Origin of the sequence: Bradyrhizobium sp. 604_D8_N2_3 (assembly GCF_051810765.1) — a bacterium.
Lineage (GTDB): Bacteria > Pseudomonadota > Alphaproteobacteria > Rhizobiales > Xanthobacteraceae > Bradyrhizobium > Bradyrhizobium barranii.
Genome location: NZ_JBPWPM010000001.1, coordinates 89,534 through 114,401 on the forward strand (window position 1 = coordinate 89,534; position 24,868 = coordinate 114,401).

Below are 24,868 nucleotides of genomic sequence, written 5' to 3' on the forward strand. Positions count from 1 at the left end.
GCGACATCTGCCTCGCACCGAAAAATACCGCGGAGGTTCGAAAACCGCGAACCGCTGGATTTGCGGTCGCGACACCTGCCGGCGATTGGACGACGTCAGTTGCACAAGAGGTACGAGCGCACCGTCCTTGTGAATGCGCGGTCAGCTCAACCTGAACCTGACACCGCTCCGCGCAAGCCCTCCAGAGATCCCGACCGGCGTGCCGTCCGCGCGCCAGCAGGCGGCGCCGGTCATGGTGCCGTCGTCGTGGAAGGCAATGCCATTCATGCCGCCCGCCACCGTCGCAACGGGCTGCACCTTGTGGCCGAGGCCCGCAAGCTTCGCGCGCACGGCCTCCGGCACCTTCTGCTCGACTTCGAGCGCGTTACCTTCGGTCCAGATGCGCGGCGCCTCGACCGCTTCCTGCAGGCTCATGCCGTGGTCGATCAGATTGACCAGCGCCTGCATCGCGCTGGGGAAGATACGTTTTCCCCCGGGCAGGCCGAGCGCATAGCGCAGCTTGCCGTCGCGCAGCGCCATCATCGGCGACATCGAGGTGGTGACGCGCTTGCCCGGCGCCAGCGACAGCGCGTGGCCGGGACGCGGATCGAACAGGTTCATGTAGTTGTTGGCGATGGCGCCCAGGCCCGGAATCATGATCTTGGCGCCAAAGAGATTGTTGATGGTCTGCGTGGTCGCGACGACGTTGCCGAACGCGTCTGCCGCTGTCATGTGCGTGGTGTGCGCGCCTTCGAGCTGCGAGACGCCGGCGCCCCAGGCCTGGGCCCGCGCCGGATCGATGGCGCGGCGGCGTTCCTCGGCATAGGCCTTCGACGTCAGCCGCTCCACGGGGACGCCGACATAATCCGGATCGCCGCTGGCCGCGGCGCGATCGGCAAAGGCGATCTTCAGGACTTCGGCGAGATAGTGGATCGTCTCCGGCGTGCCGAAGCCGAGGCCTCCGATGTCATAACCCTCCAGAATGTTCAGCATCTGCGCGATGTGCACGCCGGAGGCCGCGGGCGGCGGCGGGCCAAGGATGGTCCAGCCGCGATAGTCGGCGCGGATCGGTTGCCGTTCGACGGTCTTGTAGCCGGTCAGATCGTTGCGGCGGATGAAGCCGCCGGCCTTCTCCATGTAGTCGACGAGGATGTCACCAAGCGGCCCCTCGTAGAGCGCGGTCTCGCCGTGGTCGGCGATGGTGCGGAGCGTCTCGGCATATTCGGCCTGCACCACGCGTTCGCCGACCTTGAGCGGCTCGCCATCAGGCAAATAGATCGCCGCAATTGGCTTGTCCTTGCGCATCTCGGCAGCGCTCTCGCTGATGCATTCGTGCAAATACGGCGTCGCCGCATAGCCGCGCGCGGCATGCTTGATCGCGGGCTGCATGACGTCCGCGAGGCTCATGGTGCCGAAGCGGCGCAGCGTCTCGCACCAGGCTTTCAGCGAGCCCGGCGTGGCGACCGCCTTCGGGCCGTTGAGGTTCTCGTTGCCGACGGTGTCGAACACGTCATGCGCCGCGCCTGGCGCGGAGGTATAGCTGGTGTCACGTACCGCCGCGGGCACAGTGCTCTGCCCGTCGATGAAACGGTGGCTGCCGTCAGCCAGACGTATATGCGCCATGCCGCCGCCGATGATGCCGACCATCATCGGCTCGACCACGGTCAGCGTGAACAGGGTCGCGATCGCGGCGTCGATGGCGTTGCCGCCCGCGGCCAGCATCTCGGCGCCGGCGCTGGAGGCCAGCGGATGGTTGCTGACCACCATGCCGCGGCTCGAGACCGCCGGCATCTTCTCGCATTCAAAGATCGTTGCCGTCCGGTCGCGCCAGTTTCCGCCCATGCCGCCTGCCCCTTTTATTCACGGCGGCAAGCACATCATACGCGCGATGACGGGTCCAGTATTGGTACGGATTAGCTGGCATTCCCGATTCTGCCATCATCGTTAGCGTTGATTCGGACATCCGCGGTCCCCTTTGGATCGGGCAGGGCACGTCCTGAGCGAGTAGAGCTCAGCATCGAGAAGCGATGCACGTTCGCGTGGCGTTACCCCACAGACCCAAGCATTCCAAAGGATTCAACTTTCCATGCACACGATCGTACTGGCCACCCAAAAGGGTGGCAGTGGCAAGAGCACGCTTGCCATCGGCCTCGCGCTGGCGGCCAAGCAGGCCGGCTTCACCGTCCGCCTGATCGAAACCGACCCGCAGGGTACCCTGTCCAACTGGCTGCGTCGCCGCCACGCTGACGATCTCGTCGTCGAGCCGATCTATCACGCCGCCGACATCGCGCCGCGCCTGAAGATGCTGGCCGACAGCGGCTTGCAGCTCGCGATCGTCGACACCGCGGCCGGCCTCAGCGCCGCGACCACCGCCGCGATCCGCCATTCCGACCTCTGCCTGATTCCGGCTCGCCCGAGCGTTGCCGACATCGAGGCGACCGTCTCGACGCTGAGCGTCGCGCGCGCTTGGAAGCGGCCCTACGGCTTCGTGCTGAACCAGGCGCCAATCCGCGGCCAGCGCATCGACAACGCCGCCAACACGCTCGCCGAGGAAGCCGCGCTCGATCTCGCCGAGGTGCTCGCGCGCCCGCTGATTGTGATGCGCAACGACCACCAGGACTCGCTCGCGAGCGGCCTCGCCGTCAGCGAATTCGCGCCGAACGGCAAGTCGGCGGACGAGATCCGCGGCCTCTGGCGCTGGATCGAGACCCGTCTCGAGCTCGAAGCCACGACCAATGTCCTGATCGACCAGGTCATCTCGGTCGCGGACGGGATGCTGCGCGTCGCCGCCAAACACGCGGCGGACGAGACCACGACACTGGCGTCCTGAGCGGGGCGATCGCTCGGACGACAGGCGGCCTCTTCACTTATCCGGTTGAAGAGTCCAAGCGATGAAGCAATCCGGCCACCAGCCCGGCCGGATTGCTTCGCTGCGCTCGCAATGACGGCGTGGTGGGGTCGTCGCCTTCGCCGAGACTCACGGCCTATCGGCGGCAGGCCCGATCTTCACTTCTGACATTTCTGACACCAGAAGGTGGAGCGCCCGTTCTGGGTGAATCGCTTCACGGTGCCGCCGCACCCTGGCGTCTTGCAGGTCTCGCCCTCGCGGTCATAGACCTTGAAGGAGTGCTGGAAATAGCCGAGTTCGCCCGAGGTCTGGCGATGGTCGCGCAAGCTGGAGCCGCCGGCCTTGATCGCGTCGTTCAGCACGGTGTGAATGGCACTCACCAACCGCTTCGCGTGATCGGTCGGCTCGCCGCCGCCAACACCCTTGCGACCCTTGGTCGCGAGCGTCGCAGCAATGCGGCGCGGTGACAGATGCGAGCGATGCAGCGCTTCGCAGACATAGATGTTGCCGAGCCCGGCGACCACGCGCTGGTCGAGCAGCGCGGCTTTCAGGCTCGTCGTCTTGCCCTCGCACGACCGCGCCAGCATCGCGGCGTCGAATTCGTTGCCGAGCGGCTCGGGACCGAGATCACGCAGCAGTGGCTCGTCTTCAAGCGCGTTGCGCGCGATGACTTTCATGTAACCGAAGCGGCGCGGGTCGTTGAACACGATGTCGGCGCCGGAGGACATCCGAAACAGCACGTGGTCGTGCGTGGAGTCCTTAGCCCGTGGGTAGTGAAACTCGCCCGGCGCGGCCTCGTTGTCCGGCTTGATGACGCGGAACGAGCCCGACATGCCCAGATGCATCAGCAGCACGTCGCCGGAGGCGAGATCGGCCATGAGATATTTTGCACGGCGGCCAAGCCCCGTGACGACCTGCCCCTGGAGCCGGGCCACGAAATCGGGCTGGAACGGAAAGCGCAGATCCGGCCTGCGGGCCTCCGCGACGAGGATTTTCGCACCCTCCATGACGGGCTGAAGGCCGCGGCGGACGGTCTCGACTTCGGGCAATTCAGGCATGGTCAGGCATTCACCTTATGAGGGCGGTGTGATAGCGCCATTGCGGCGGCCGCGCTATGGTCCGCCCAGTGGAGTAGAGTAATGGATCGGCCGGGCGAAACCACGCATTTTGGCTTCAGGGACGTTCCCCTGGGGGACAAGCAGACGCTGGTGAACGATGTGTTTCACAGCGTGGCGTCGCGCTATGACTTGATGAACGACCTGATGTCCGGTGGCCTGCACCGGGTCTGGAAGGACATCATGATCAACGCGCTCAACCCGCCGAGGGGTGACCGGCCGTTCGCGCTGCTCGATGTTGCCGGCGGCACCGGCGACATCTCGTTCCGCGCTGCCAAGGCGGCAGGTCCCGGCTTCCATGCCACGGTCTGCGACATCAACGCCGAGATGCTGGCCGTGGGCCGCGAGCGCGCCGCGAAGCGGCATCTCGAGACCCAGGTCGATTTCGTCGAGGGCAATGCCGAAGCGCTCGCCTTCGCCGACCGCAGCTTTGACGCATATACGATCGCTTTCGGCATTCGCAATGTGCCGCGGATCGACCTGGCGCTGCGCGAGGCCTATCGCGTGCTGAAGCCCGGCAGCCGCTTCCTGTGCCTGGAATTCTCCACCGTCGAGATGCCCGGGCTCGACCGGATCTATGACCTGTTCTCGTTCAAGGTGATCCCGCCGCTCGGCCGCATGGTCACGGGCGACGCCGAGTCCTACCAGTATCTCGTCGAATCGATCCGCAAGTTTCCGAAACCCAACGCCTTCGCCGACATGATCCGCGACGCCGGCTTCGCCCGCGTCGGCTGGCAGACATTGTCCGGCGGCATCGTCGCACTGCATTCGGGCTGGCGTTTGTGATTTCTTCCATTACCCACATTTCGCGCCTGATCCGCGCCGCGTTCGTGTTTGCGCGCGAGGGCGTGTTCGGTTCCGTCGATCCGACCCTGGTGCCGCCGCCAGGGCAACTCGCGCTGAAGCTTGCGCGCCTCGTCGAACGGCGCGGTCCAAAGCACGGACCACGGCTGACGCGCGCGCTGACCCGGATGGGCCCAGCCTATCTCAAGCTCGGGCAGTTTCTGGCCACGCGTCCCGACGTCGTCGGCGTCGTCATGGCGCGTGATCTGGAAAGCCTCCAGGATCGCTTGCCGCCGTTTTCGCAAGCCGAAGCGGAAGCCGCGATCGCGAGCTCGCTGGAGCGTGCGCTCAAGGACGTGTTCACGAGCCTCGGCCCGCCGGTCGCCGCCGCCTCGATCGCGCAGGTGCATCGCGGCGAGGTGTCGCGCGACGGTGTCCGCAAGCCTGTCGCGGTGAAGGTGCTGCGGCCGAACGTGGCCTCGCGATTCCGCCGCGACCTCTCCGATTTCTTCTACGTCGCGCACAAGGCCGAGACCTATTCGAGCGAGGCGCGGCGTTTGCGCCTGATCGAAGTCATCAACACCATGTCGCGCTCGGTCGCGATGGAGATGGACCTGCGGCTGGAAGCGGCTGCAATGTCGGAGATGGCGGAGAACACGGGCGACGATCCTGATTTTCGCGTGCCAACCGTCGATTGGGACCGCACCACGCACAACGTGCTGACGATGGAGTGGATCGACGGCATCGCGCTGAACGATCACAAGCGCCTTGCAGAGGCGCAGGTCGACCTGCCCGATCTCGGCCGCAAGGTGATCCAGAGTTTTCTGCGCCACGCGCTCCGCGACGGCTTCTTCCACGCCGACATGCATCCGGGCAATCTGTTCCTCGATGACGCCGGCCGTCTGGTCGCGGTCGATTTCGGCATCATGGGCCGGCTCGGGATGAAGGAGCGGCGCTTCCTCGCCGAGATCCTGCTCGGCTTCATCACGCGCGATTATCGCCGCGTCGCCGAGGTGCATTTCGAGGCGGGCTATGTGCCGGCGCATCACTCGGTCGAGAATTTCGCGCAAGCGATCCGCGCCATCGGTGAGCCCATTCACAACCGCACGGCGGAAGAGATCTCGATGGCGCGGCTGCTGACGCTGCTGCTCGAGGTAACCGGCCTGTTCGACATGACGACGCGGCCCGAGCTGATCCTGCTGCAGAAGACCATGGTGGTGGTCGAGGGCGTGGCGCGCGCCTTCGATCCCAAGCTCGACATCTGGAAGGTCGCCGACCCCGTGGTGCGCGAATGGATCGAGCGCAATCTCGGCCCGATCGGCCGCGTGCAGGGCGCGCTCTCCGGCGGCAGCGACCTCGCCCGCGTGCTGATGCGCCTGCCCGACATCGCGCAGCGCTCGGTCGCGGTGCTCGAGCAGCTCGAGACCATGACGCGGGAAGGCATCCGGCTGTCGCCGGAGAGCATCGCCGCGATGGGCCGCAGCGAAGGCCGCAAGAATCGCTGGCGCACCGTGGCGCTCTGGATCATCGCCGCCACCTTCATCGGAATCCTGATCGCCGTTCGGAATCTGTGATTGCACTGCAATCACGAAAACGATAGCATCGCTATCATTCCGTGCTGGAGGGGCGTCATGGCAAGCCTGACCATCCGCAAGCTCGACGAGGGCGTCAAAACCTATTTGCGCCTGCGCTCGGCCAGGAACCGCAGGTCGGTCGAGGAAGAGGTCCGGGTCATCCTCGGGGAGCTGATCGAGGGCCGCGAGGAGCCGCTGACGCCGTTTGCGCTGCCGCCGGCCCAATCTACCGCCCCCACGCCGCAACGGACCGGCGCCCTTCCCGAGGCCAGCGTCACCCTGATCATCGGCGGTGGCATCGCGGCCTATAAGTCGCTCGACCTGATCCGCCGGCTCAAGGAGCGCCGGATCGAGGTCCGTTGCGTCCTGACCAAGGCGGCTCAGCAATTCGTCACGCCGCTGGCCGTGAGCGCGCTGTCGCATGAACGCGTCTACACCGACCTGTTCGACCCGCAGAGCGAGTTCGACGCCGGGCACATTCGCCTGGCGCGCGAGTGCGACCTGATCGTCGTCGCGCCCGCGACCGCCGATCTCCTGGCGAAGATGGCCAATGGCCACGCCGATGATCTCGCCAGCGCCATCCTGCTCGCAACCAACCGCAAGGTGCTGCTGGCGCCGGCGATGAATCCGCTGATGTGGAACAATGCCGCGACCCGCCGCAACGTCACGCAGCTTCAGCGTGACGGCATGGTGCTGATCGGCCCGAATTCAGGCGAGATGGCCGAGGCGGGCGAAGCCGGAATCGGCCGCATGTCCGAGGCGATCGAGATCGCCACCGCCGCCGAGCGCCTGCTGCGGCCGCCGGTGCCGCGCCCGCTCGCCGGCAAGCGCGTGCTGATCACCGCAGGTCCCACCCACGAGCCGATCGACCCGGTGCGCTACATCGCCAACCGCTCCTCCGGCAAGCAGGGCTTTGCCATCGCCGCCGCCGCGCAAGCTGCGGGTGCCGAGGTGATTTTGGTCAGCGGCCCGGTCGATCTCGGCGATCCCCCGGGCGTGACGGTGAAGCGCGTGGAATCGGCGCGGCAGATGCTGGAGCAGGTGCAGGCGGCGCTTCCCGCCGACATCGCGATCTTCGCGGCCGCGGTCGCGGACTGGCGGGTTGCCAGTGAGGGCGAGCAGAAGCTGAAGAAGACCTCGGCCGGCATGCCGCCGCTTCAGCTGGTCGAGAATCCCGACATCCTCGCCACGATCTCGAAGCTGACCGACCGGCGCCCGCCGCTGGTGATCGGCTTTGCCGCCGAGACCGAGCACCTCATCGACAACGCCAAGTCCAAGCTGGCCCGCAAGGGCTGCGACTGGATCGTCGCCAACGACGTCTCGCCGGCCACCGGCGTGATGGGCGGCGACCGCAACACCGTGCATCTGATCAGTCGCAAGAATGGTGAGGAGGACGGCGAGATCGCAGTTGATTCCTGGCCGGTGATGACCAAGGAACAGGTCGCCATCGAGCTGGTCGCGCATGTCGTCAAGAGCGTGACCGACAAATCCCGGGAGCCGGCATCTTGAGCACGAAAGTCACGGTCGAACTGCAGCAACTGGCCCACGCCGAAGGCCTTCCGCTGCCGGCCTATCAGACCTCCGAAGCCGCCGGCCTCGACCTGATGGCCGCAGTTCCCGACAGCGAGCCGATGACGCTCGCCCCCGGCCAATATGCGCTGGTGCCGACGGGCCTCGCGATCGCGCTGCCGCCCGGCCACGAGGCGCAGGTGCGGCCGCGCTCGGGCCTTGCGGCCAAGCACGGCGTCACCGTGTTGAACTCGCCCGGCACGATCGATGCGGACTATCGCGGCGAGATCAAGGTGATCCTGATCAACCACGGCGCGGCGCCCTTCGTGGTCAAGCGCGGCGAGCGCATCGCGCAGATGGTGATCGCGCCGGTGGTGCAGGCAGCGCTGGTTCCCGTGGCGACATTGTCCGCGACCAATCGCGGCGCCGGCGGCTTCGGCTCGACCGGCCGCTAACACACGGCAACTCCAGCCGAATCATCCCGAAGAACGACGTGGATTGGAACCGCGCGCCCGGCATTTTTGTGGGACCGCCTTTGCGTTCACGATCTGGACTCTTACCGCTGGAGTCACGGTGGGGGTATTGTCGTTTGATTCGCGCGCGACGGGGGTCGCCGCGCGCAAATTCGTGCGATCTGGGGCAACTATGTCAGGCGTGATCGTGTCGATGCGTCGGACGCTGCTGTCGTGCACATCGTTGGCGCGCAACGGCTTGTTGGGAGGCGCTCTCGCGGCGCTGCTGCCGGCTGCGCCGGCTGAGGCTGCCGACCTCGTCGACACACTTTCCATAATGCTGGACTTCAACCGGCAGGAACTCGCGGTGCTGGCCACCGCGCTCGCGCTGCTCGGCTTCTCGGTCGTGGCCGCGATCCTGTTGATGCGCACGCGCGTGCGCACGGCGAACAACGAGGCGCGGCTGCGCGCGCGGATCGGGGAACTGCAACTCCAGTCCGATCGCTTCGGCGCGTTGCTGTTCGCCGAGCCGCAGATCCTGATCTCCTGGCCGGCCGGCGACAATCGCGCGCAGATTTCCGGCGACATCTCCATGGTGCTGCCGCGCGATTCCTCCCCCCAGCGCGTCCTCGCGTTCGGAACATGGCTGCCGCCGGAGCCCGCGCTCCAAATGGATCACGCGGTCGATGCGCTGCGTGATCGCGGCGACGGGTTCCAGCTGACGCTGACCACCGCGCACGGCCACACGCTGGAGGCCATCGGCCGTGCCATCGGCGGCCAGGCCATTGTCAGGATTCGCGAACTCTCCGGACTCCGGCGCGATCTGGCCGAGACCAATTTGCGTTACAAGGCCCTCGCCGACGAGACCGAGATGCTGCGCGGCTTTGCCGCCGCCGCGCCCTGGCCGATCTGGGCCAAGGCCGAGAACGGCGCGCTGAGCTACGCCAATCCGGCCTATGTGCGCGCGACCGAGGCAAGCAGCGTCACCGACGCCCAGCAGCGCAAGCTCGAGCTGCTCGACAGTGCCGACCGGACCGCGATGGAGCGGGGCCTGAAGGACGCGGCCAGTTTCACCTCGCGGCTGCCGATCGTGATCGGCGGTGAGCGGCGCATCTACGACGTCCGCGCGGTCAATGTCGGCAGCGGCAATGTCGGCGTCGCCATCGATGCCAGCGAGGCGGATGCGCTGAGCTCGGCGCTGGTGCGGATGGCGGAGGCGCATCGGCGCACGCTCGACCAGCTCTCCTCGGGCGTTGCCGTGTTCGACGGCCAGCGCCGGCTCGCCTTCTACAACGATTCCTACCGCCGGCTGTGGGACCTCGACCGCATCTTCCTCGACGCCAATCCCGACGATTCCAGCGTGCTCGACCAGCTCCGCGCAGCGCGCAAGCTGCCGGAGCAGCCGGACTTCCGCGCCTGGAAGGCCAAGCTGCACGAGGCCTATCGCGCGGTCGAGGCCGCCAAGGACACCTGGTACCTGCCCGATGGCCGCGCGCTCTCCGTCGTCACCACCCCGAATCCGGAAGGCGGCGTCACCTATCTGTTCGACGACGTCACCGAAAGCCTCGAGCTCGCCCGCCGCTTCGACGGCATGATTCGCGTCCAGCGCGAGACGCTGGACAGCCTCGCCGAGGGCGTCGCGGTGTTCGGCAGCAACGGCAGGGCGCAGCTGTTCAACCCGGCCTTCGTCCGGATGTGGAAGCTGTCGAGCGACGCCATGCGCGACGAGCCGCACATCCAGACGGTCGAAGGCTGGTGCCATCAGCTGTTCGACGACCCGCAAGTCTGGCGCCAGATCCGCGAGGCCGTCACCTCGATCGAGAGCCGCGCCGACGTGCCGCTGAAGCTGGAGCGCAAGGACGGCAGCGTGCTCGACGGCATGATCCGTCCGCTGCATGACGGCGCGACCATGCTGACGTTCCAGGACATCACCGACACCGAGAATGTCGAGCGTGCGCTGCGCGAGCGCAACGAGGCGCTGGAGGCCGCCGACCAGATGAAGGTGGATTTCGTCCACCACGTCTCCTACGAGCTGCGCTCGCCGCTCACCACCATCATCGGCTTCGCGCATTTCCTCAGCGATCCCTCGACCGGGCCGCTGACGCCGAAACAGGCCGAATATCTCGACTACGTCACCAAATCGACCAACGCCCTGCTGGCGCTGACCAACAACATCCTGGATCTCGCCACGATCGACGCCGGCGCCATGAAGCTGGAACTCGGCCCGGTCGACGTCAGCAAGGCCATCGAGCTCGCCGCCGAGGGCATCCAGGACCGCCTCGCCACCGACCGCATCCGTCTCAAGGTCGAGATCGCGCCCGATATCGGCAGCTTCGTCGGCGACGAGAAGCGCGTGGTGCAGGTGCTCTATAACCTCCTCGCCAACGCCGTCGGGTTTTCTCCACAGGATTCCACCGTCGGCATCAGCGCACGCCGCACCGAACGCAGCGTGGTCTTCACTGTGACAGATTCCGGGCCTGGAATACCTGCCGACATGAAGGACAAGGTGTTCAACTGGTTCGAAAGCCGCTCGCAGGGGTCGCGTCACCGCGGCGCCGGGCTCGGCCTGTCGCTGGTGCGCTCCTTCGTCGAGCTGCATGGCGGCAAGGTGCGGGTGGATTCGATCGTGGGCAGGGGCACGGTCGTGATCTGCGACTTCCCGACCGACCAGGCGGCGCATCGCGACGCCGCCGAATGACTGAACCGACCACATTCTCCGTCGCGCTTGTCAACGAGACGGCCACTGCGCAATTGATGGCCGACCTTGCGCTGCTGGTCGGCCCCGGCGACGTCATCACCCTCACCGGCGATCTCGGCGCCGGCAAGACTGCGGCTGCGCGAGCCATGATCCGCTATCTCGCCGGCGACGAGACGCTGGAAGTTCCGAGCCCAACCTTCACGCTGGTGCAGGGTTACGAGCTGCCGCCGTTTCCGGTGATGCATGCCGATCTCTACCGCGTCGAGGACGAGAGCGAGCTCGAGGAGATCGGCCTGTCGCCGCTTCCCGATGCCACGCTCGTCCTGATCGAATGGCCGGAGCGCGCACCGTCGGCGATGCCGCAAGACCGCATCGACATCGCGCTGACGCACCGGCCGGCGCTGGGCTCGAATGCGCGCGCCGCCGACATCACCGGTTACGGCAAGGCCGCCGCGCAAGTCGCGCGGCTGAAGGCGCTACGGGAATTCCTCGAGGCATCCGGCTACATGGATGCAACGCGCAAGCACATGGCCGGCGATGCCTCGACCCGCTCCTATGCGCGGCTGCAGCGTAACGACGAGATCGTCATCCTCATGAACTTTCCGCAGCGGCCCGACGGCGCTGCGATGTACAACGGAAAATCCTACAGCGCGGCAGTGCATCTTGCCGAGAACATCAAGCCGTTCGTTGCCGTCGACGAAGGCCTGCGCGTGGCGGGAGTCTCAGCGCCCGCGATCCACCATTACGATCTCGACCACGGCTTCCTGATCTCCGAGGATTTCGGCAGCGACGGCGTGATCGAAGGCGATCCGCCGCGCCCGATCGCCGAACGTTACGAAGCTGCGACCGACGTGCTGGCCGTGCTGCACGGCAAGACATTGCCGGAGACGCTGCGGCTGGCGGATCAGACCTACACCATTCCTGCCTTCGACACCGAGGCGCTGCTGATCGAGATCGGGTTGATGCCGGAATGGTATCTGCCCGATCGCAACGCGCCACTGAGCGACGAGAAGCGCGCGGAATTCTTCGCGATGTGGCGCGAGCTGCTGAAGAAGCCGCTGGCCGCGCCAAGAACCTGGATCATCCGCGACTACCACTCGCCCAATCTGATCTGGCTCGCCGATCGTACTGGCATGGCGCGCGTCGGCGTGATCGACTTCCAAGACACCGTGCTCGGGCCGCACTCCTATGACGTAGTGTCGCTGCTGCAGGACGCGCGTATCGACGTCCCTGAGACCCTCGAGCTGACACTGCTGTCGCGCTACATCAAGGCGCGGCGCACGGCCGATGCGAGCTTCGATCCGGCCGGCTTCGCCGAACTCTACGCCATCATGTCGGCGCAGCGGAACACGCGCCTGCTCGGCACCTTCGCCCGCCTCAACCGCCGCGACGGTAAGCCGCATTATCTTCGCCACCAGCCGCGGATCTGGACCTACCTCCAGCGCTCGCTGGCACATCCCGCGCTGGCTCGCCTGCGCGACTGGTATCTCGCCAACGTCCCGCCGCCCCGGGGGGCGTCCCAAGAGCCGTCCGAAGAGCAGCCTCAAGAGCAGCCCCAAGCCTGATTCGCGGCCCGATTTACCGCCTGTTAGCCATCGCATCGGTATCATCGCCCGCAGGCAGCCGGACAAAGACGGGGCTGGAGCAAGGGCAGATGGCGGTCAAGACGGACCATCGTGGCAACAGCCGGGTTGTTTTCGAGCGCGGGATACCGGCCCAGATGATGGGGATCGACGGCACCTGGCGGCGCGAGTGCACCATGGAGGACGTCTCCGAGAGCGGCGCCAAGCTGACCATCGACGGCTCGGTCGAGGGCCTGCATCTGAAGGAATTTTTTCTCCTGCTGTCGTCTACCGGACTTGCGTACCGGCGCTGTGAGCTGGCGTGGGTCAATGGCGACCAGATCGGCGTCAATTTTCTCAAGCTCGGCGACAAGAAGAAGAAGGCGCGTTCCACATCCGTTGGGGCGTGACGGCCACACCCGTCGTACAACCGTCACGGCAGGTGGTTAAGGCGGTTAAGACGCGGTGCGGCCAATTGCGGTCCGTGTTAGGATTGCTGCGTACGCGAACTTCAAAAGTTCTCGATTCCGGGAAAGACGAGTCTGAGAAAGCGCACGATGTCCGTCAAACCGACCAAAGCCATGGTGCTCGCTGCGGGGTTCGGGCTGCGCATGCGTCCGTTGACGGAGAAGATGCCGAAGCCGCTCGTGCCGGTGGCCGGCCAGCCGCTGCTGGACCATGTGCTCGACAAGCTCGGCGACGCCGGCGTGACCGAGGCGATCGTCAATGTGCACTATCTGCCGGACCAGATCATCAACCACACCGCATCCCGCCAGCATCCGCGCGTGACCATCTCGGACGAGCGCGACCAGGTGCTCGGCACCGGCGGTGGCGTGGTCAAGGCGCTGCCGCTGCTCGGCGACGCGCCGTTCTTCCATGTCAATTCCGACACGCTGTGGATCGACGGCGTGCGCTCGAACCTGGCGCGGCTTGCGGAAAACTTCGACCCTGAGCGCATGGACATCCTGCTCTTGATGGCGCCGACCGCGACCAGCATCGGCTATAGCGGCCGTGGCGATTACGGCATGCTGCCCGACGGCGCCCTGCGCAAGCGCAAGGAAAAAGAGGTCGTTCCGTTCGTCTATGCCGGCGCGGCGATCCTGTCGCCCTCGATCTTCGCCGACGCGCCGACGGGCGAGTTCTCGCTGACCAAGATGTTCGACCGCGCCAACGAGCAGGAACGGCTGTTCGGCCTCCGCCTCGACGGCGTCTGGATGCATGTCGGCACGCCCGATGCCGTGCATGCGGCGGAAGAGGCGTTTCTGGAGAGCGTGGCGTAAGCTGCTCTCGTGTCCCGGACGCGAGTACCGTAGGGTGGGCAAAGCGAAGCGTGCCCACCATCTCTCTGCTTAGAGATCGGGGATACATGGTGGGCACGGCGCGAGTGCGCCTTTGCCCACCCTACGACACCTGATCCTAGTCAGGCGAACAGCGGGGACTATCTCCCCTCCACCCATATCCATTTGAATCCGCCTCCCTATATTGGCGCCTGATTCCCGAATCAGGCAGCCCATGCGCGTTTTCAGCGTTCCCATCTCAGTTCCGTTCCTGCGCACGGTCGTCTCGAGCCTGCTCGACGGCCGGCTGGTCGACGGATTCGAGGCGCGCAAGGAACCGGCGCGGCTTGCGGATGCCACGCTGTACCTGCCGACAAGGCGCGCCATGCGCGTCGTGCGCGAGATCTTTCTCGACGAGATGGCCGCCGATGCGGTGGTCCTGCCCCGCATCGTCGCGCTCGGCGACATCGACGAGGACGAGCTCGCTTTCGCCGACGAGGGCGAGCAGTTCTCCGGCGCAGCGCCGCTCGACATTCCGCCGCGGCTTGGCGAGCTGGAACGGCGGCTGACGCTGGCGCAGCTCGTCGCCGCCTGGGCCAAGGGCCCGGTGCTGTCCCCGCTGGTGGTCGGCGGCCCCGCCTCGACGCTGGCGCTGGCCGGCGACCTCGCGCGCCTGATCGACGACATGGTGACGCGCGGCGTCGACTGGAGCGCGCTCGACGGCCTCGTGCCCGACATGCTCGACCGCTACTGGCAGCACTCGCTCGAATTTTTGCGGATCGCGCGCATCGCGTGGCCCGGCCATCTCGCCGAGATCAACCGGATCGAGCCCGCGGCGCGGCGCGACCTCCTGATCGCGGCGGAAGCCAGGCGGTTGACCGCGCATCCCCATGGCCCCGTGATCGCGGCGGGCTCGACCGGCTCGATGCCGGCCACCGCAAAATTCCTGCATGCGGTCGCATCGCTGCCGCATGGTGCCGTGGTGCTGCCCGGCCTCGACACCGACCTCGACGACGACGCCTGGCGCAGCATCGGCGGCGTGCGCGATTCGCTCGGCAAGTTCGCCGAGCATCCGGCGTCGAACCATCCGCAATATGCTATGCACGCGCTGCTGGATCGCTTCGGCATCAAGCGCGGCGATGTCGAGCTGCTTCAACCGGCAGCGGACGGCGGCCGCGATCTGCTCGCCTCCGAATCGATGCGGCCATCTGCCAAGACGGAAGTCTGGCACGACCGGCTGAAGCAACCGGATGTCGCAGCGAAGATCGCCGGCGGCATGTCAAACCTCGCGGTGGTCGAGGCGCCCAATCCCGAAATGGAGGCCCTCGCGATCGCCATTGCGATGCGCGAGGCGCGCCATCTCGACAAATCAGCGGCGCTGGTGACGCCGGACCGCGCGCTGGCGCGGCGGGTGATGGCCGCGCTGACGCGATGGGATCTCGCCTTCGACGATTCCGGCGGCGACGTGCTGATGGAAACGTCCGCCGGCGTTTTTGCGCGCCTCGCGGCCGAGGCTGCGACCAAGGGATTGGAGCCGCCGACGCTATTGGCGATGCTGAAGCATCCGCTGTGCCGGCTTGGCCGGCTGCCTGGCGCATGGAAGGCGGCAATCGAGGGCCTCGAGCTTGCAGTCCTGCGCGGCACGCGGCCGCCTGCGGGCACCGCAGGCCTGCTGCGCGAATTCAATCGTTTCCGCGAGGAGCTGGCAAAGCTGTGGCGCAAGGAGGTCTCTGCGCTCCACCACGCGGAGCCACGTGCGCGTCTGAAGGCAGAGGACCTCGATCGCATCCAGGCGCTGATCGATGCCCTGCGACAAGCGTTGGCGCCGATCGAGAGTCTCGCGTCATCGAAACCGTACGACTTCGCCGAGCTCGCGCACCGGCATCGCGAGATCATGATCGAACTGTCGCGCGACGAGCAGGGCATCCCGCTCGCTTTCGAGGAGCGCGAGGGCCTGGCGCTCGCAGCCGCCTTCGACGACCTCCTGCGCGGCGGCACCACCAGCGGGTTGATGGTGACGCTGTCTGACTATGCCGACGTTTTCCAGACCGCGTTCAGCGACCGGGCCGTGCGGCGGCGGGACAGACCCGGCGCGCGGCTGCAGATCTACGGCCCGCTGGAATCGCGCCTGATGCAGGCCGACCGGATCATCATCGGCGGCTTGATCGAAGGCGTCTGGCCGCCGGCGCCGCGCATCGATCCCTGGCTCAGCCGGCCGATGCGGCACGAGCTTGGCCTCGATCTGCCGGAGCGCCGTATCGGCCTCTCCGCACACGATTTCGCGCAACTGCTCGGCGGCGGCGAGGTGATCCTGACCCATTCCGCGAAGGCCGGCGGCGCACCAGCGGTCGCCTCGCGCTTCCTGCACCGGTTAGAGGCGGTCGCGGGCGGCGAGTTCTGGAAGACGGCCATCCGCGCGGGCGAAAAATACGTGCAGTTTGCGGGCGCGCTGGACCAGCCCGACGAGGTCAGGCCGGTCAAGCAGCCCGAGCCGCGGCCGCCGCGCGCGACGCGGCCGCTCAAGATGTCGGTCACCGCGATCGAGGACTGGCTGCGTGATCCCTACACGATCTACGCAAAGCACATTTTGCGGCTCGACGCGCTCGACCCCGTCGACATGCCTCTGTCGGCCGCCGACCGCGGCTCGGCGATTCACGATGCGCTCGGCGAGTTCACGGAAAGCTACGCCGCGCGCCTGCCCGACGATCCCGCCCGCGTGCTGCACGCGATCGGTAAGAAGTATTTTGAGCCGCTGATGGAGCGCCCCGAAGCGCGCGCGCTGTGGTGGCCGCGTTTCCAGCGCATCGCGCGCTGGTTTGGCGAATGGGAGACGGCGCGTCGCGACGTGATCGAGGTCATCACGGCGGAGACGCGTGGCGAGATTTCGATCCGGCTCGACCACGAGCGCAGCTTCCAGCTCTCCGCCCGCGCCGACCGCATCGAGCGGCGCCAGGGCGGCAGCTATGCTATCCTCGACTACAAGACCGGGCAGCCGCCGACCGGCAAGCAGGTCCGCATGGGCCTGTCACCGCAGCTCACGCTGGAAGCGGCGATCCTGCGCGAGGGCGGCTTCCCTGACATCGACGCGGGTTCGTCCGTCAGCCAGCTCGTCTATGTGCGCCTGAGCGGCAACAATCCCCCCGGTGAAGAGCGCATCCTCGAGCTCAAATATAGGCAAGGCGACGAGCCGCAGCCGCCGGACACGGCCGCCGCCGAAGCACGGGCCAAGCTGGAGGCGCTGATCCGTGCCTTCGAGGACGAGAACCAGGCGTACACCTCGCTGAACCTGCCGATGTGGACCAACCGCTACGGCACCTATGACGACCTCGCCCGCATCAAGGAATGGTCGGCGGCCGGCGGCCTGGGGATCGAAGAATGGTAAAAGCGCTACGCCCCATCCCGAATGCTGTGCGCGACACACAGAGGCGCGCGTCGGACCCGACCGCGTCGGCCTTCGTGTCGGCCAACGCTGGCTCAGGCAAAACGCATGTGCTGGTGCAGCGCGTGATCCGGCTGCTGTTGTCAGGTGTGCCGCCGGAAAAGATCCTCTGCATCACCTTCACCAAGGCGGCGGCCGCCAACATGGCTGAACGCGTTTTCACCACGCTTGGCCATTGGGTGACGCTGGACGATGCGGAGCTTGATGCAGCGATCCGCGACGTCGGCATTCCCCATCCGGACCGAAAACTGCGCCGCGAAGCACGAAAGCTGTTCGCCTGCGCGCTGGAGACGCCGGGCGGATTGAAGGTGCAGACCATCCACGCGTTGTGCACCCGGCTGCTCCAGCAGTTTCCGTTCGAGGCCAATGTTCCCGCGCGCTTCGCCGTGATCGACGAGCGCGACCAGACCGACATGATGGAGCGCGCCAATCTGAAGGTGCTGCTGGAAGCCGCGCGCGATCCGGAGACCGTCACCGGCCGCGCGCTGCTCACCGCGATGGCGAGTGCGGCCGACGTCACTTTCAAGGAGGTCGTGCGCGAAGCCTGTCTCAGCCGCGATCATTTCATGGCCTGGACCGACGAGGCCGGCAACGCCGGGGCAGCTGCTGAGCAGATGGCGGCGGTGCTGGGCGTGGAGGCGAGCGATCGGATCGAGGACGTCGAGACGGAAATTCTCGACGGTCCCTTCCTGCCGCGGTCGCGTTGGGACGACATTGCCTTCGCGCTGGAAGACGGCAGCAAGTCCGACAACGACCAGGCGAGTCGCCTCCGCGAGGCGAAGGTCTTCTCCGGTGCCGCACAGGTCGATGCCTATCTCGGCGTCTTCCTCACCGACGAAAAGCTGCCGCGCAAGGCGGTGCTGACGAAGAAGTTTGGCGATCACAACCCATCCGTCGCCCGCCTGTTCGAGAACGAGGGGCAGCGCCTCGGCGGATTGATCGAGAAGCGCCGCGCGGTGACCATGCGTGACCGCACCGCGGCCCTGCTGCACATCGCGACCGCGGCCGCCGCAAACTACCGCCGTGAGAAGCAGGAGCGCGGGCTGCTCGACTACGACGACCTCATCGACAAGACGCTGGCGATGCTGAACCGCGTCTCTTCAGGCTGGGTGCATTACAAGCTCGACCGCGGCGTCGATCACGTCCTGATCGACGAAGCCCAGGACACGAGCCCGCGGCAGTGGGACATCGTCGCGCACATCATTTCCGAGTTCACCGCGGGCGAAGGCGCGCGCGAAGGGTTGAACCGCACCGTCTTTGCCGTCGGCGACGAGAAGCAGTCGATCTTCTCCTTTCAGGGCGCCCAACCCCGAGAATTCGACGCGCGCCGGCGCGAGCTGCGCAGCAAGTTCACCGCCGCCGGGCTGAAGTTCGATCCGGTCGCCTTCACCTATTCGTTCCGTTCGGGCGCGGCGATCCTGCACTCGGTCGACCACGTCTTCCGCGAGCCCCAGATCTACAAGAGCATCCATTCGGCAGAGATCGGCCATCCCCTGCACAATGCGCTCGCCGATGCGGGCCCGAGCGTGATCGAGCTGTGGGATCTCGCCGAGCCCGATGACAGGCAGGAGATCGAGGGCTGGCGCGCGCCGTTCGATGGCGTCGCCGCCACCAGCCCCGAGGTGAAGCTCGCCCGCCGCATCCAGACCGAGATCAAGCAACTGGTCGAGAGCGGCACGCTGACGGGACACGAAGGCGAGCGCCGCCCCTTACGTTACGGCGACATGCTGATCCTGGTGCGCCGGCGCGGCAATGCGTTCGACGCCGTGATCCAGGCGCTGAAGCACGCCAATGTTCCGGTCGCCGGCGCCGACCGGCTGAAGCTGACCGAGCACATCGCGATCATCGACCTGATGAATCTCGCGGACGCGCTGCTGCTGCCGCAGGACGATCTCGCGCTCGCGGTTGCGCTGAAGAGCCCTCTGTTCGGGCTCGATGACGAGGACCTGTTTCAGCTCGCCTGGGGCCGCAAGGGGTCGCTGCGCCGCGCGCTTGCCGAACATGCCGCCACAAGCGAGACGTTCGCCACGGCACTGCGGCGGCTTGAAGCCTGCGAGGCGCGGTCGCGCGACGAGACTCCGTTCGCCTTCTACGCTTGGCTGCTCGGCGGCGACGGCGGACGTGCGCGGATCCTGCGCCGGCTCGGCCATGAGGCCAACGACGCGCTCGACGAGTTCCTGGAGCTGGCGCTGAATTACGAGCGCAAGGCACCGGCCTCCCTGCAGGGTTTCATGGCCTGGCTGCGCTCGGCCGACACCGAGGTGAAGCGCGACATGGAGATCTCGCGCGACGAGGTGCGGGTGATGACGGTGCACGGCGCCAAGGGCCTCGAAGCCTCCGTCGTGTTCATGGTCGACACGACATCATCGCCCGCGGATTCGCAGCGGGTCCGGCTGATCCACGTGCCGCGCGGCAATGGCGGCGAGGTCGTGGTCTGGGCCGGGCGCAAGGCCGACGATCCCAAGCCCGTCGCCGACGCACGCAAGGCCATGATCGAGGAGACCGAGGACGAGTATCGCCGCCTGCTCTATGTCGCGATGACGCGCGCGGCCGATCGGCTGATCGTCGGCGGCTGCATGCCCGGTAACATGAAGACGGTCCGCAAGCTGAGCTGGTATGACCTCATCGACACCGGGCTCACCGGCTCGGGCCTGGACAAGCAGACGATCGAGACGCCGCTCGGTAAGGTGACCCGATTCGCCCGGCCGGAGGATGTCGGGGCGCTCGGCACGCCTGCGATGTCGGTGGACCAATCGATCGCATTGCCGGACTGGCTGCGGACGCCGTTACCGCACGAGAGCGTCGATGACGATCCAGTGCGCCCCTCCGGCCAGTCGGCCGAGGACGGCCGAAGCGTGCGGCCAGGCGAATCGGTGCAGTCGCGCGCGGTGGCGCTGCAGCGCGGCACGCTGGTGCACCGGCTGCTGCAATCCCTCCCCGACATCGCCCCCGAGCGCCGGCGCGAGGCCGCGCTTGGCTTCATGGCGCGCAACGCGCCCGACTGGACGGAGGCCGACCGGACCGCGCTGGCCGACAAGGTTCTCGCCCTGATCGCCGAACCGCGCTTTGCCCCGGTGTTTACCGCCGGCAGCCGTGCCGAGGTCTCGATCGTCGGCCGAGTGGACCGGCCGGGGCGGCCGCCAGCGCTGGTGTCGGGGCAGATTGACCGGCTGGTCGTCCGTCCGGACGAGGTTCTGATCGTCGATTTCAAGACCAACCAGGCGGCGCCCAAAAGCGCCGCGGAGGCGCCCGCCGCCTATGTCCGGCAGCTCGCGCTGTACCGGGCGGTGCTGGCCCGGCTTTATCCCCAAAAGCCGATCCGGGCCGTCCTGCTCTGGACCGAGTCCCTTGAATATATGGAGATTTCAGCCCCCGCGCTGGACGCGGCGCTGGCATCCCTTCATGTCGGCGTGAGCGTCCTTGACCCGGCAAGGAGCCGTTCATAGGTTGACGCCATGATCCCGGGCGCGATTCCACGTCGCGCCGATTCTCTTTCAACCGTACGAGGTGCTCCAATGGCCGTTGGCAAGGTTTCCGATACCGATTTCGAAGCCGAAGTGCTCAAGGCGAACGGCCCTGTGGTCGTCGATTTCTGGGCCGAATGGTGCGGCCCCTGCCGCATGATCGCACCCGCCCTCGACGAGATCGCCGGCGCGATGGGCGACAAGGTCAAGATCGTCAAGCTCAACGTCGACGAGAGCCCGAAGACCGCGTCCAAGTATGGCGTGATGTCGATCCCGACGCTGATGATCTTCAAGGGCGGCGAGATGGCCTCCCGTCAGGTCGGCGCCGCGCCGAAGGCGAAGCTTCAGCAGTGGATCACGTCCGCGGTTTGATCCGCGGCACGTGTAACTGAGAATTCTTCAACGGCCGGCAACACGCCGGCCGTTTTATTTTTGCTCGACGTCAATCATGCCGATTCGTTTCGGCGGTTTGGCGAGACTGGCGAGAACATCGGGAAAGTCCGACGCGACAGCCGGACCGATCTCGGACGCTTGCGGCCCTCGCGCGTCGACGGCGTAAACGATCCGTGTGCGCCCTGCCCCAAGGGATTCGATGCGATGGGCGACCTTAATGACGAGATCGCCGACTCGCGTTTCGTCGATGAAGCACGCGTTCTCGCGGACCTCGATCAACTGCGAGCGCAGCGCCTCCTCGCCGGGAGGCTTCATCGTGAACCAGGTCCCTGCCGCAAATGGCCCGTCAATGTCGATCTGCTCGATACCTGCGTTCCAGGTTTTCCAACCCGGCACATCGCGGAAGATGCTCCAGACCGTCTCCGGGGCTGCCGATGTCTCGACCGCGTATTCGCCCCGCCAGACATTGTCGTCGTTCATCGCACGCTGCCCTCCTTAATATGTACGCTCATCATAAGCGCGCTTATTGAGGAGTCGAGGCAACCGGGACGAAGCGCCTCTATCCAACCCACCCCGTCGCCAATGCATTCGCCAGCTCCGGCTGGCCATTGCGGCGCGCGAGTACGGCCATCGCCTCGTGGTCATATGCGACGTGCCGGAACGTCACCTGCCAAACACCGTCAACGAGCTCAAGGATCGCATAGCGCGCGTGCGGCGTGCCGGCTTCGACGACATGCGGGAATGGATGCACGTCGCGATAGCCGGGGCTGCCGACGCTGCCGGGATTGACGATCAACCGGCCGTCGCGCAACCGCACCGCGCGGGCAAGATGGGTGTGCGCGCAAAGGATCAGCGTTTGCGTGACGCCCTGCGCGAACTGCTCGATGCGGTCGAGCGGCGAGAGCGCCACCGTGCCGTCGGGATGCACGGTATCGAGCCAATAGACCTCATCGTCATCGGGCGTCGCATGACAGAGGAAAACCTGCTCGCGAAACACCCGCGTCATCGGCTGCGCGCGCAGCCAGTCGAGTTGCGCGGCATTGAGCGCTTCGTAGGCTGGACGGTCCCACGATCCCATCTGTTCCGGCGGGCGATCGAGCAGGTAGCGGTCGTGATTGCCGAGCACGTGCACGGCGTCGAGCTGCATCAGGATCTCGATGGTCCGGCGCGCATCGAGCGGGCCGCTCAGCATGTCGCCGAGATTGACGATGTCGGCGATGCCCTGCGCGCGGATGTCGGCAAGCACCGCCTCCAGCGCGAGATGGTTCCCGTGAACGTCGGCGATCGCGGCGAAACGCATTGAGATTCCTGTAGCCCGGATGGAGCGAAGCGTAATCCGGGGCCTTGATCGCTTGCGGCGTGATCCCGGATTGCGCTTCGCTCCATCCGGGCTACGCCCCTCTATGCAGGAGGCGTGCCGTTGATGCCCAGCACGTGGCCGGCAAGATAAAGCGAGCCGGTGATCAGGATGCGCGGTGGCACCTCGTAGGCGAGCTTCGCCAAGCCGCGTAGCGCGGCTTCGATGCCGGGCGCGGTCTCGACGCGCATGCCGAGGCTGCGCGCGGCATCCGCGAGGCGGTCGACCGCCATCGCATTCTCGGTGTCGGGGATCGGCACCGCGATGATGTGACGGGTCAGGCCGGCGAAATTGGCGAGAAAACCTTGCGCGTCCTTGTTGGCCATCATGCCCGCGATCACGACCAGCGGACGCGACACCCGCTCTTCGAGATCGCCGAGCGCGGCCGCCGCGACGCGCCCGCCTTCGGCATTGTGGCCGCCGTCGAGCCAGATCTCCGAGCCCTGCGGTCCGAGCGCGAGCAGCTCGCCCGAGGTGATGCGCTGCATCCGCGCCGGCCATTCGGCGCCGACGATGCCCGCCTCGAAGGCCGCCTGGTTGACTTTGAAAGCCGGAATCGCGCGCAGCGTCGCGATCGCAAGACCGGCATTGTCGAACTGGTGGCGGCCGAACAGGCGCGGCGCCGCCAGATCCATCAGGCCGCGATCGTCGGAATAGACCAGACGCCCGTGCTCGACATTGACGTGCCAGCTCTCGCCCGCGGCAAACAGCGGCGCGCGCATGTGCCTCGCCTGCGCCTCGATCACGGCCATCGCCTCGCCCGTCTGCTCGGCGCAAATCACGGGCACGCCGCGCTTGATGATCGCCGCCTTCTCGCCGGCGATGGAGGTCAGCGTATCGCCGAGGAAATCCATGTGGTCCATGCTGATGGGCGTAATCACGCAGGCTGCCGGTGTGTCGACCACATTGGTCGAATCGAGCCGACCGCCGAGGCCGACCTCAAGCAGCACGACATCGGCAGGGTTCTGCGCGAACAGATGGAAGGCAGCCGCGGTCTTCAGCTCGAACACGGTCGCGGCTTCGCCGGCATTGACCCGCTCGACCTCTTCCAGAACCGCGCGCAATTCATCGTCGCCGACCAGCACCCCGCCGCCGACACGGCCCAGACGAAAACATTCGTTGATGCGGACGAGATAGGGCGAGGTGTAGGCATGGACCCGCAGGCCCGCGGCCTCCAGCGTCGCGCGCAGATAAGCGAGCGTCGAGCCCTTGCCGTTGGTGCCGGCGATGTGGATCACCGGCGGTAGCTTGCGTTCAGGGTGGTCGAGCCGCTCGAGCAGGCGGTGCATCCGCTCCAGCCCGAGATCGATGCGCTTCTGATGCAGGGCCGACAGCCGCCCGATCAATTCACCGAGCGGCGGCTTTGCGCTGTCAGAGGACGCGTTCACGCGTGCGGCGCGGCCGGCGCCGTCTCGGCGGCCGAGACGATCTGCGCCGGACTGACGACCGGCTGCACCGATTTCGATGCGCCTTCCTGCGCCGGCGCCCTGGTCAGCAGGCGGCAGAGCCGCGCCAGGGTCGGGCGCAGTTCGTGACGGTGCACGACCATGTCGACCATGCCGTGATCCTTCAGATATTCGGCGCGCTGGAAGCCTTCCGGCAATTTCTCGCGGATGGTCTGCTCGATCACGCGCGCGCCGGCGAAGCCGATCAGCGCACCGGGCTCGGCGATCTGGACGTCGCCCAGCATCGCGTAGGACGCTGTGACGCCGCCGGTGGTCGGGTTGGTCAGCACGACGATGTAGGGCTGTTTTGCTTCGCGCAGCATCTGCACCGCGACCGTGGTGCGCGGCATCTGCATCAGCGACAGGATGCCTTCCTGCATGCGCGCGCCGCCCGATGCGGCGAACACGATGAACGGCGACTTCTTCTCGACGGCGAGCTCCAGCCCGCGCACGATCGCTTCGCCTGCGGCCATGCCGAGCGAGCCGCCCATGAAATCGAAATCCTGCACGGCGACGACGACGGCGGCGCCTTCGAGCTTGCCATAGCCGACCTTGATCGCATCGTTCAGATTGGTGCGCGCACGGGCATCCTTGATACGGTCGACGTACTTTTTCTCGTCACGGAACTTGAGTGGATCGGGCGTGACGTCGGGCAACGCGACGTCGTACCAGGTCTCGTTGTCGAAGATCGACTTCAGACGCGCCACCGCGCCCATGCGCATGTGGTAGTTCGAGCCGGGGATGACGAACTGGTTGGCCTCGACGTCCTTGTAGAACACGAGCTGTCCGGAATCCGGGCACTTGATCCACAGATTCTCCGGCGTCTCCCGCCGCAGCATGTTGCGGATCTTCGGCCGGACCACATTGGTAAGCCAGTTCATGGTTTGCTCCGATGTGCGAGCCCCGCGGAGGGACCGCCTGAAGGATATATGGCGGCCGGGCCTCTGCCCGGCAAGCCGCCGTGTTCGCCCGC

General features: G+C 66.6%; 18 protein-coding genes. 12 read left to right on the forward strand and 6 right to left on the reverse strand.

Translation table 11 applies throughout. From position 1 onward, the window contains the following. Positions 1 to 141: 141 nt before the first annotated feature. The gene (gene ggt / locus AB7245_RS00400; protein WP_063980154.1) at positions 142 to 1,821 is read right to left on the reverse strand and encodes a gamma-glutamyltransferase; all 1,680 of its coding nucleotides are present in this window, start codon (positions 1,819 to 1,821) and stop codon (positions 142 to 144) included. Positions 1,822 to 2,065: 244 nt separating this feature from the next. Here ggt and AB7245_RS00405 point away from each other — a divergent pair, with 244 nt between their 5' ends. Further along, positions 2,066 to 2,809 carry a ParA family protein gene (locus AB7245_RS00405; RefSeq protein WP_063980155.1) on the forward strand — a complete coding sequence of 248 codons (744 nt, stop codon included), beginning with the start codon at positions 2,066 to 2,068 and terminating at the stop codon, positions 2,807 to 2,809. Between the two features lie 176 nt (positions 2,810 to 2,985). On the opposite strand, the gene mutM is transcribed toward AB7245_RS00405, so the two are convergent. Beyond that, on the reverse strand, positions 2,986 to 3,885 hold the full coding sequence (gene mutM, locus AB7245_RS00410) for a bifunctional DNA-formamidopyrimidine glycosylase/DNA-(apurinic or apyrimidinic site) lyase (protein ID WP_063980156.1): 900 nt from the start codon (positions 3,883 to 3,885) through the stop codon (positions 2,986 to 2,988). 81 nt (positions 3,886 to 3,966) lie between these two features. Here mutM and ubiE point away from each other — a divergent pair, with 81 nt between their 5' ends. From ubiE to trxA, 11 genes are all read left to right on the forward strand, one after another. Further along, positions 3,967 to 4,728 carry a bifunctional demethylmenaquinone methyltransferase/2-methoxy-6-polyprenyl-1,4-benzoquinol methylase UbiE gene (gene ubiE / locus AB7245_RS00415; RefSeq protein WP_014490941.1) on the forward strand — a complete coding sequence of 254 codons (762 nt, stop codon included), beginning with the start codon at positions 3,967 to 3,969 and terminating at the stop codon, positions 4,726 to 4,728. Then, positions 4,725 to 6,299 (forward strand): 2-polyprenylphenol 6-hydroxylase, encoded by a 1,575-nt coding sequence (gene ubiB, locus AB7245_RS00420; protein ID WP_063980157.1) that lies wholly within the window; start codon positions 4,725 to 4,727, stop codon positions 6,297 to 6,299. Before ubiE ends, ubiB begins: the two co-directional genes overlap by 4 nt. 57 nt (positions 6,300 to 6,356) lie before the next feature. Further along, positions 6,357 to 7,808, forward strand: coding sequence for a bifunctional phosphopantothenoylcysteine decarboxylase/phosphopantothenate--cysteine ligase CoaBC (gene coaBC / locus AB7245_RS00425; protein WP_063980158.1), 1,452 nt, complete (start codon positions 6,357 to 6,359; stop codon positions 7,806 to 7,808). Next, positions 7,805 to 8,263, forward strand: a complete 459-nt coding sequence (dut, locus tag AB7245_RS00430) for a dUTP diphosphatase (RefSeq protein ID WP_063980159.1) — start codon at positions 7,805 to 7,807, stop codon at positions 8,261 to 8,263. Before coaBC ends, dut begins: the two co-directional genes overlap by 4 nt. A gap of 190 nt (positions 8,264 to 8,453) precedes the next feature. Further along, entirely contained in the window at positions 8,454 to 10,958 is a 2,505-nt protein-coding gene (locus AB7245_RS00435) for a sensor histidine kinase (RefSeq protein ID WP_063980160.1), read from the forward strand. Beyond that, complete coding sequence (gene tsaE / locus AB7245_RS00440) at positions 10,955 to 12,523, forward strand: tRNA (adenosine(37)-N6)-threonylcarbamoyltransferase complex ATPase subunit type 1 TsaE (RefSeq protein WP_063980161.1); 1,569 nt, start codon at positions 10,955 to 10,957, stop codon at positions 12,521 to 12,523. Before AB7245_RS00435 ends, tsaE begins: the two co-directional genes overlap by 4 nt. 89 nt (positions 12,524 to 12,612) lie before the next feature. Next, positions 12,613 to 12,930: a PilZ domain-containing protein gene (locus AB7245_RS00445; protein WP_014490931.1), complete on the forward strand. Its 318-nt coding sequence runs from the start codon at positions 12,613 to 12,615 to the stop codon at positions 12,928 to 12,930. A gap of 147 nt (positions 12,931 to 13,077) precedes the next feature. Further along, a complete protein-coding gene (locus tag AB7245_RS00450; RefSeq protein ID WP_063980162.1) occupies positions 13,078 to 13,800 on the forward strand; it encodes a nucleotidyltransferase family protein in 723 nt (240 codons plus the stop codon). Positions 13,801 to 14,032: 232 nt separating this feature from the next. Further along, complete coding sequence (addB, locus tag AB7245_RS00455) at positions 14,033 to 17,179, forward strand: double-strand break repair protein AddB (protein ID WP_063980163.1); 3,147 nt, start codon at positions 14,033 to 14,035, stop codon at positions 17,177 to 17,179. Then, on the forward strand, positions 17,173 to 20,682 hold the full coding sequence (gene addA / locus AB7245_RS00460) for a double-strand break repair helicase AddA (RefSeq protein WP_439033818.1): 3,510 nt from the start codon (positions 17,173 to 17,175) through the stop codon (positions 20,680 to 20,682). Before addB ends, addA begins: the two co-directional genes overlap by 7 nt. Positions 20,683 to 20,751: 69 nt before the next feature. Further along, positions 20,752 to 21,072, forward strand: a complete 321-nt coding sequence (gene trxA / locus AB7245_RS00465) for a thioredoxin (protein ID WP_007598398.1) — start codon at positions 20,752 to 20,754, stop codon at positions 21,070 to 21,072. Positions 21,073 to 21,126: 54 nt separating this feature from the next. On the opposite strand, the gene AB7245_RS00470 is transcribed toward trxA, so the two are convergent. The 4 genes from AB7245_RS00470 to accD form a co-directional block, all read right to left on the reverse strand. Further along, positions 21,127 to 21,573, reverse strand: a complete 447-nt coding sequence (locus tag AB7245_RS00470) for an SRPBCC family protein (RefSeq protein ID WP_439033819.1) — start codon at positions 21,571 to 21,573, stop codon at positions 21,127 to 21,129. A 79-nt stretch (positions 21,574 to 21,652) separates the two neighbouring features. Further along, a complete protein-coding gene (locus AB7245_RS00475; RefSeq protein ID WP_063980166.1) occupies positions 21,653 to 22,393 on the reverse strand; it encodes a metallophosphoesterase family protein in 741 nt (246 codons plus the stop codon). Between the two features lie 101 nt (positions 22,394 to 22,494). Continuing rightward, entirely contained in the window at positions 22,495 to 23,838 is a 1,344-nt protein-coding gene (locus AB7245_RS00480; RefSeq protein WP_063980167.1) for a bifunctional folylpolyglutamate synthase/dihydrofolate synthase, read from the reverse strand. Continuing rightward, positions 23,835 to 24,776, reverse strand: a complete 942-nt coding sequence (gene accD / locus AB7245_RS00485) for an acetyl-CoA carboxylase, carboxyltransferase subunit beta (RefSeq protein ID WP_063980168.1) — start codon at positions 24,774 to 24,776, stop codon at positions 23,835 to 23,837. Before accD ends, AB7245_RS00480 begins: the two co-directional genes overlap by 4 nt. Between the last annotated feature and the right edge of the window lie 92 nt (positions 24,777 to 24,868).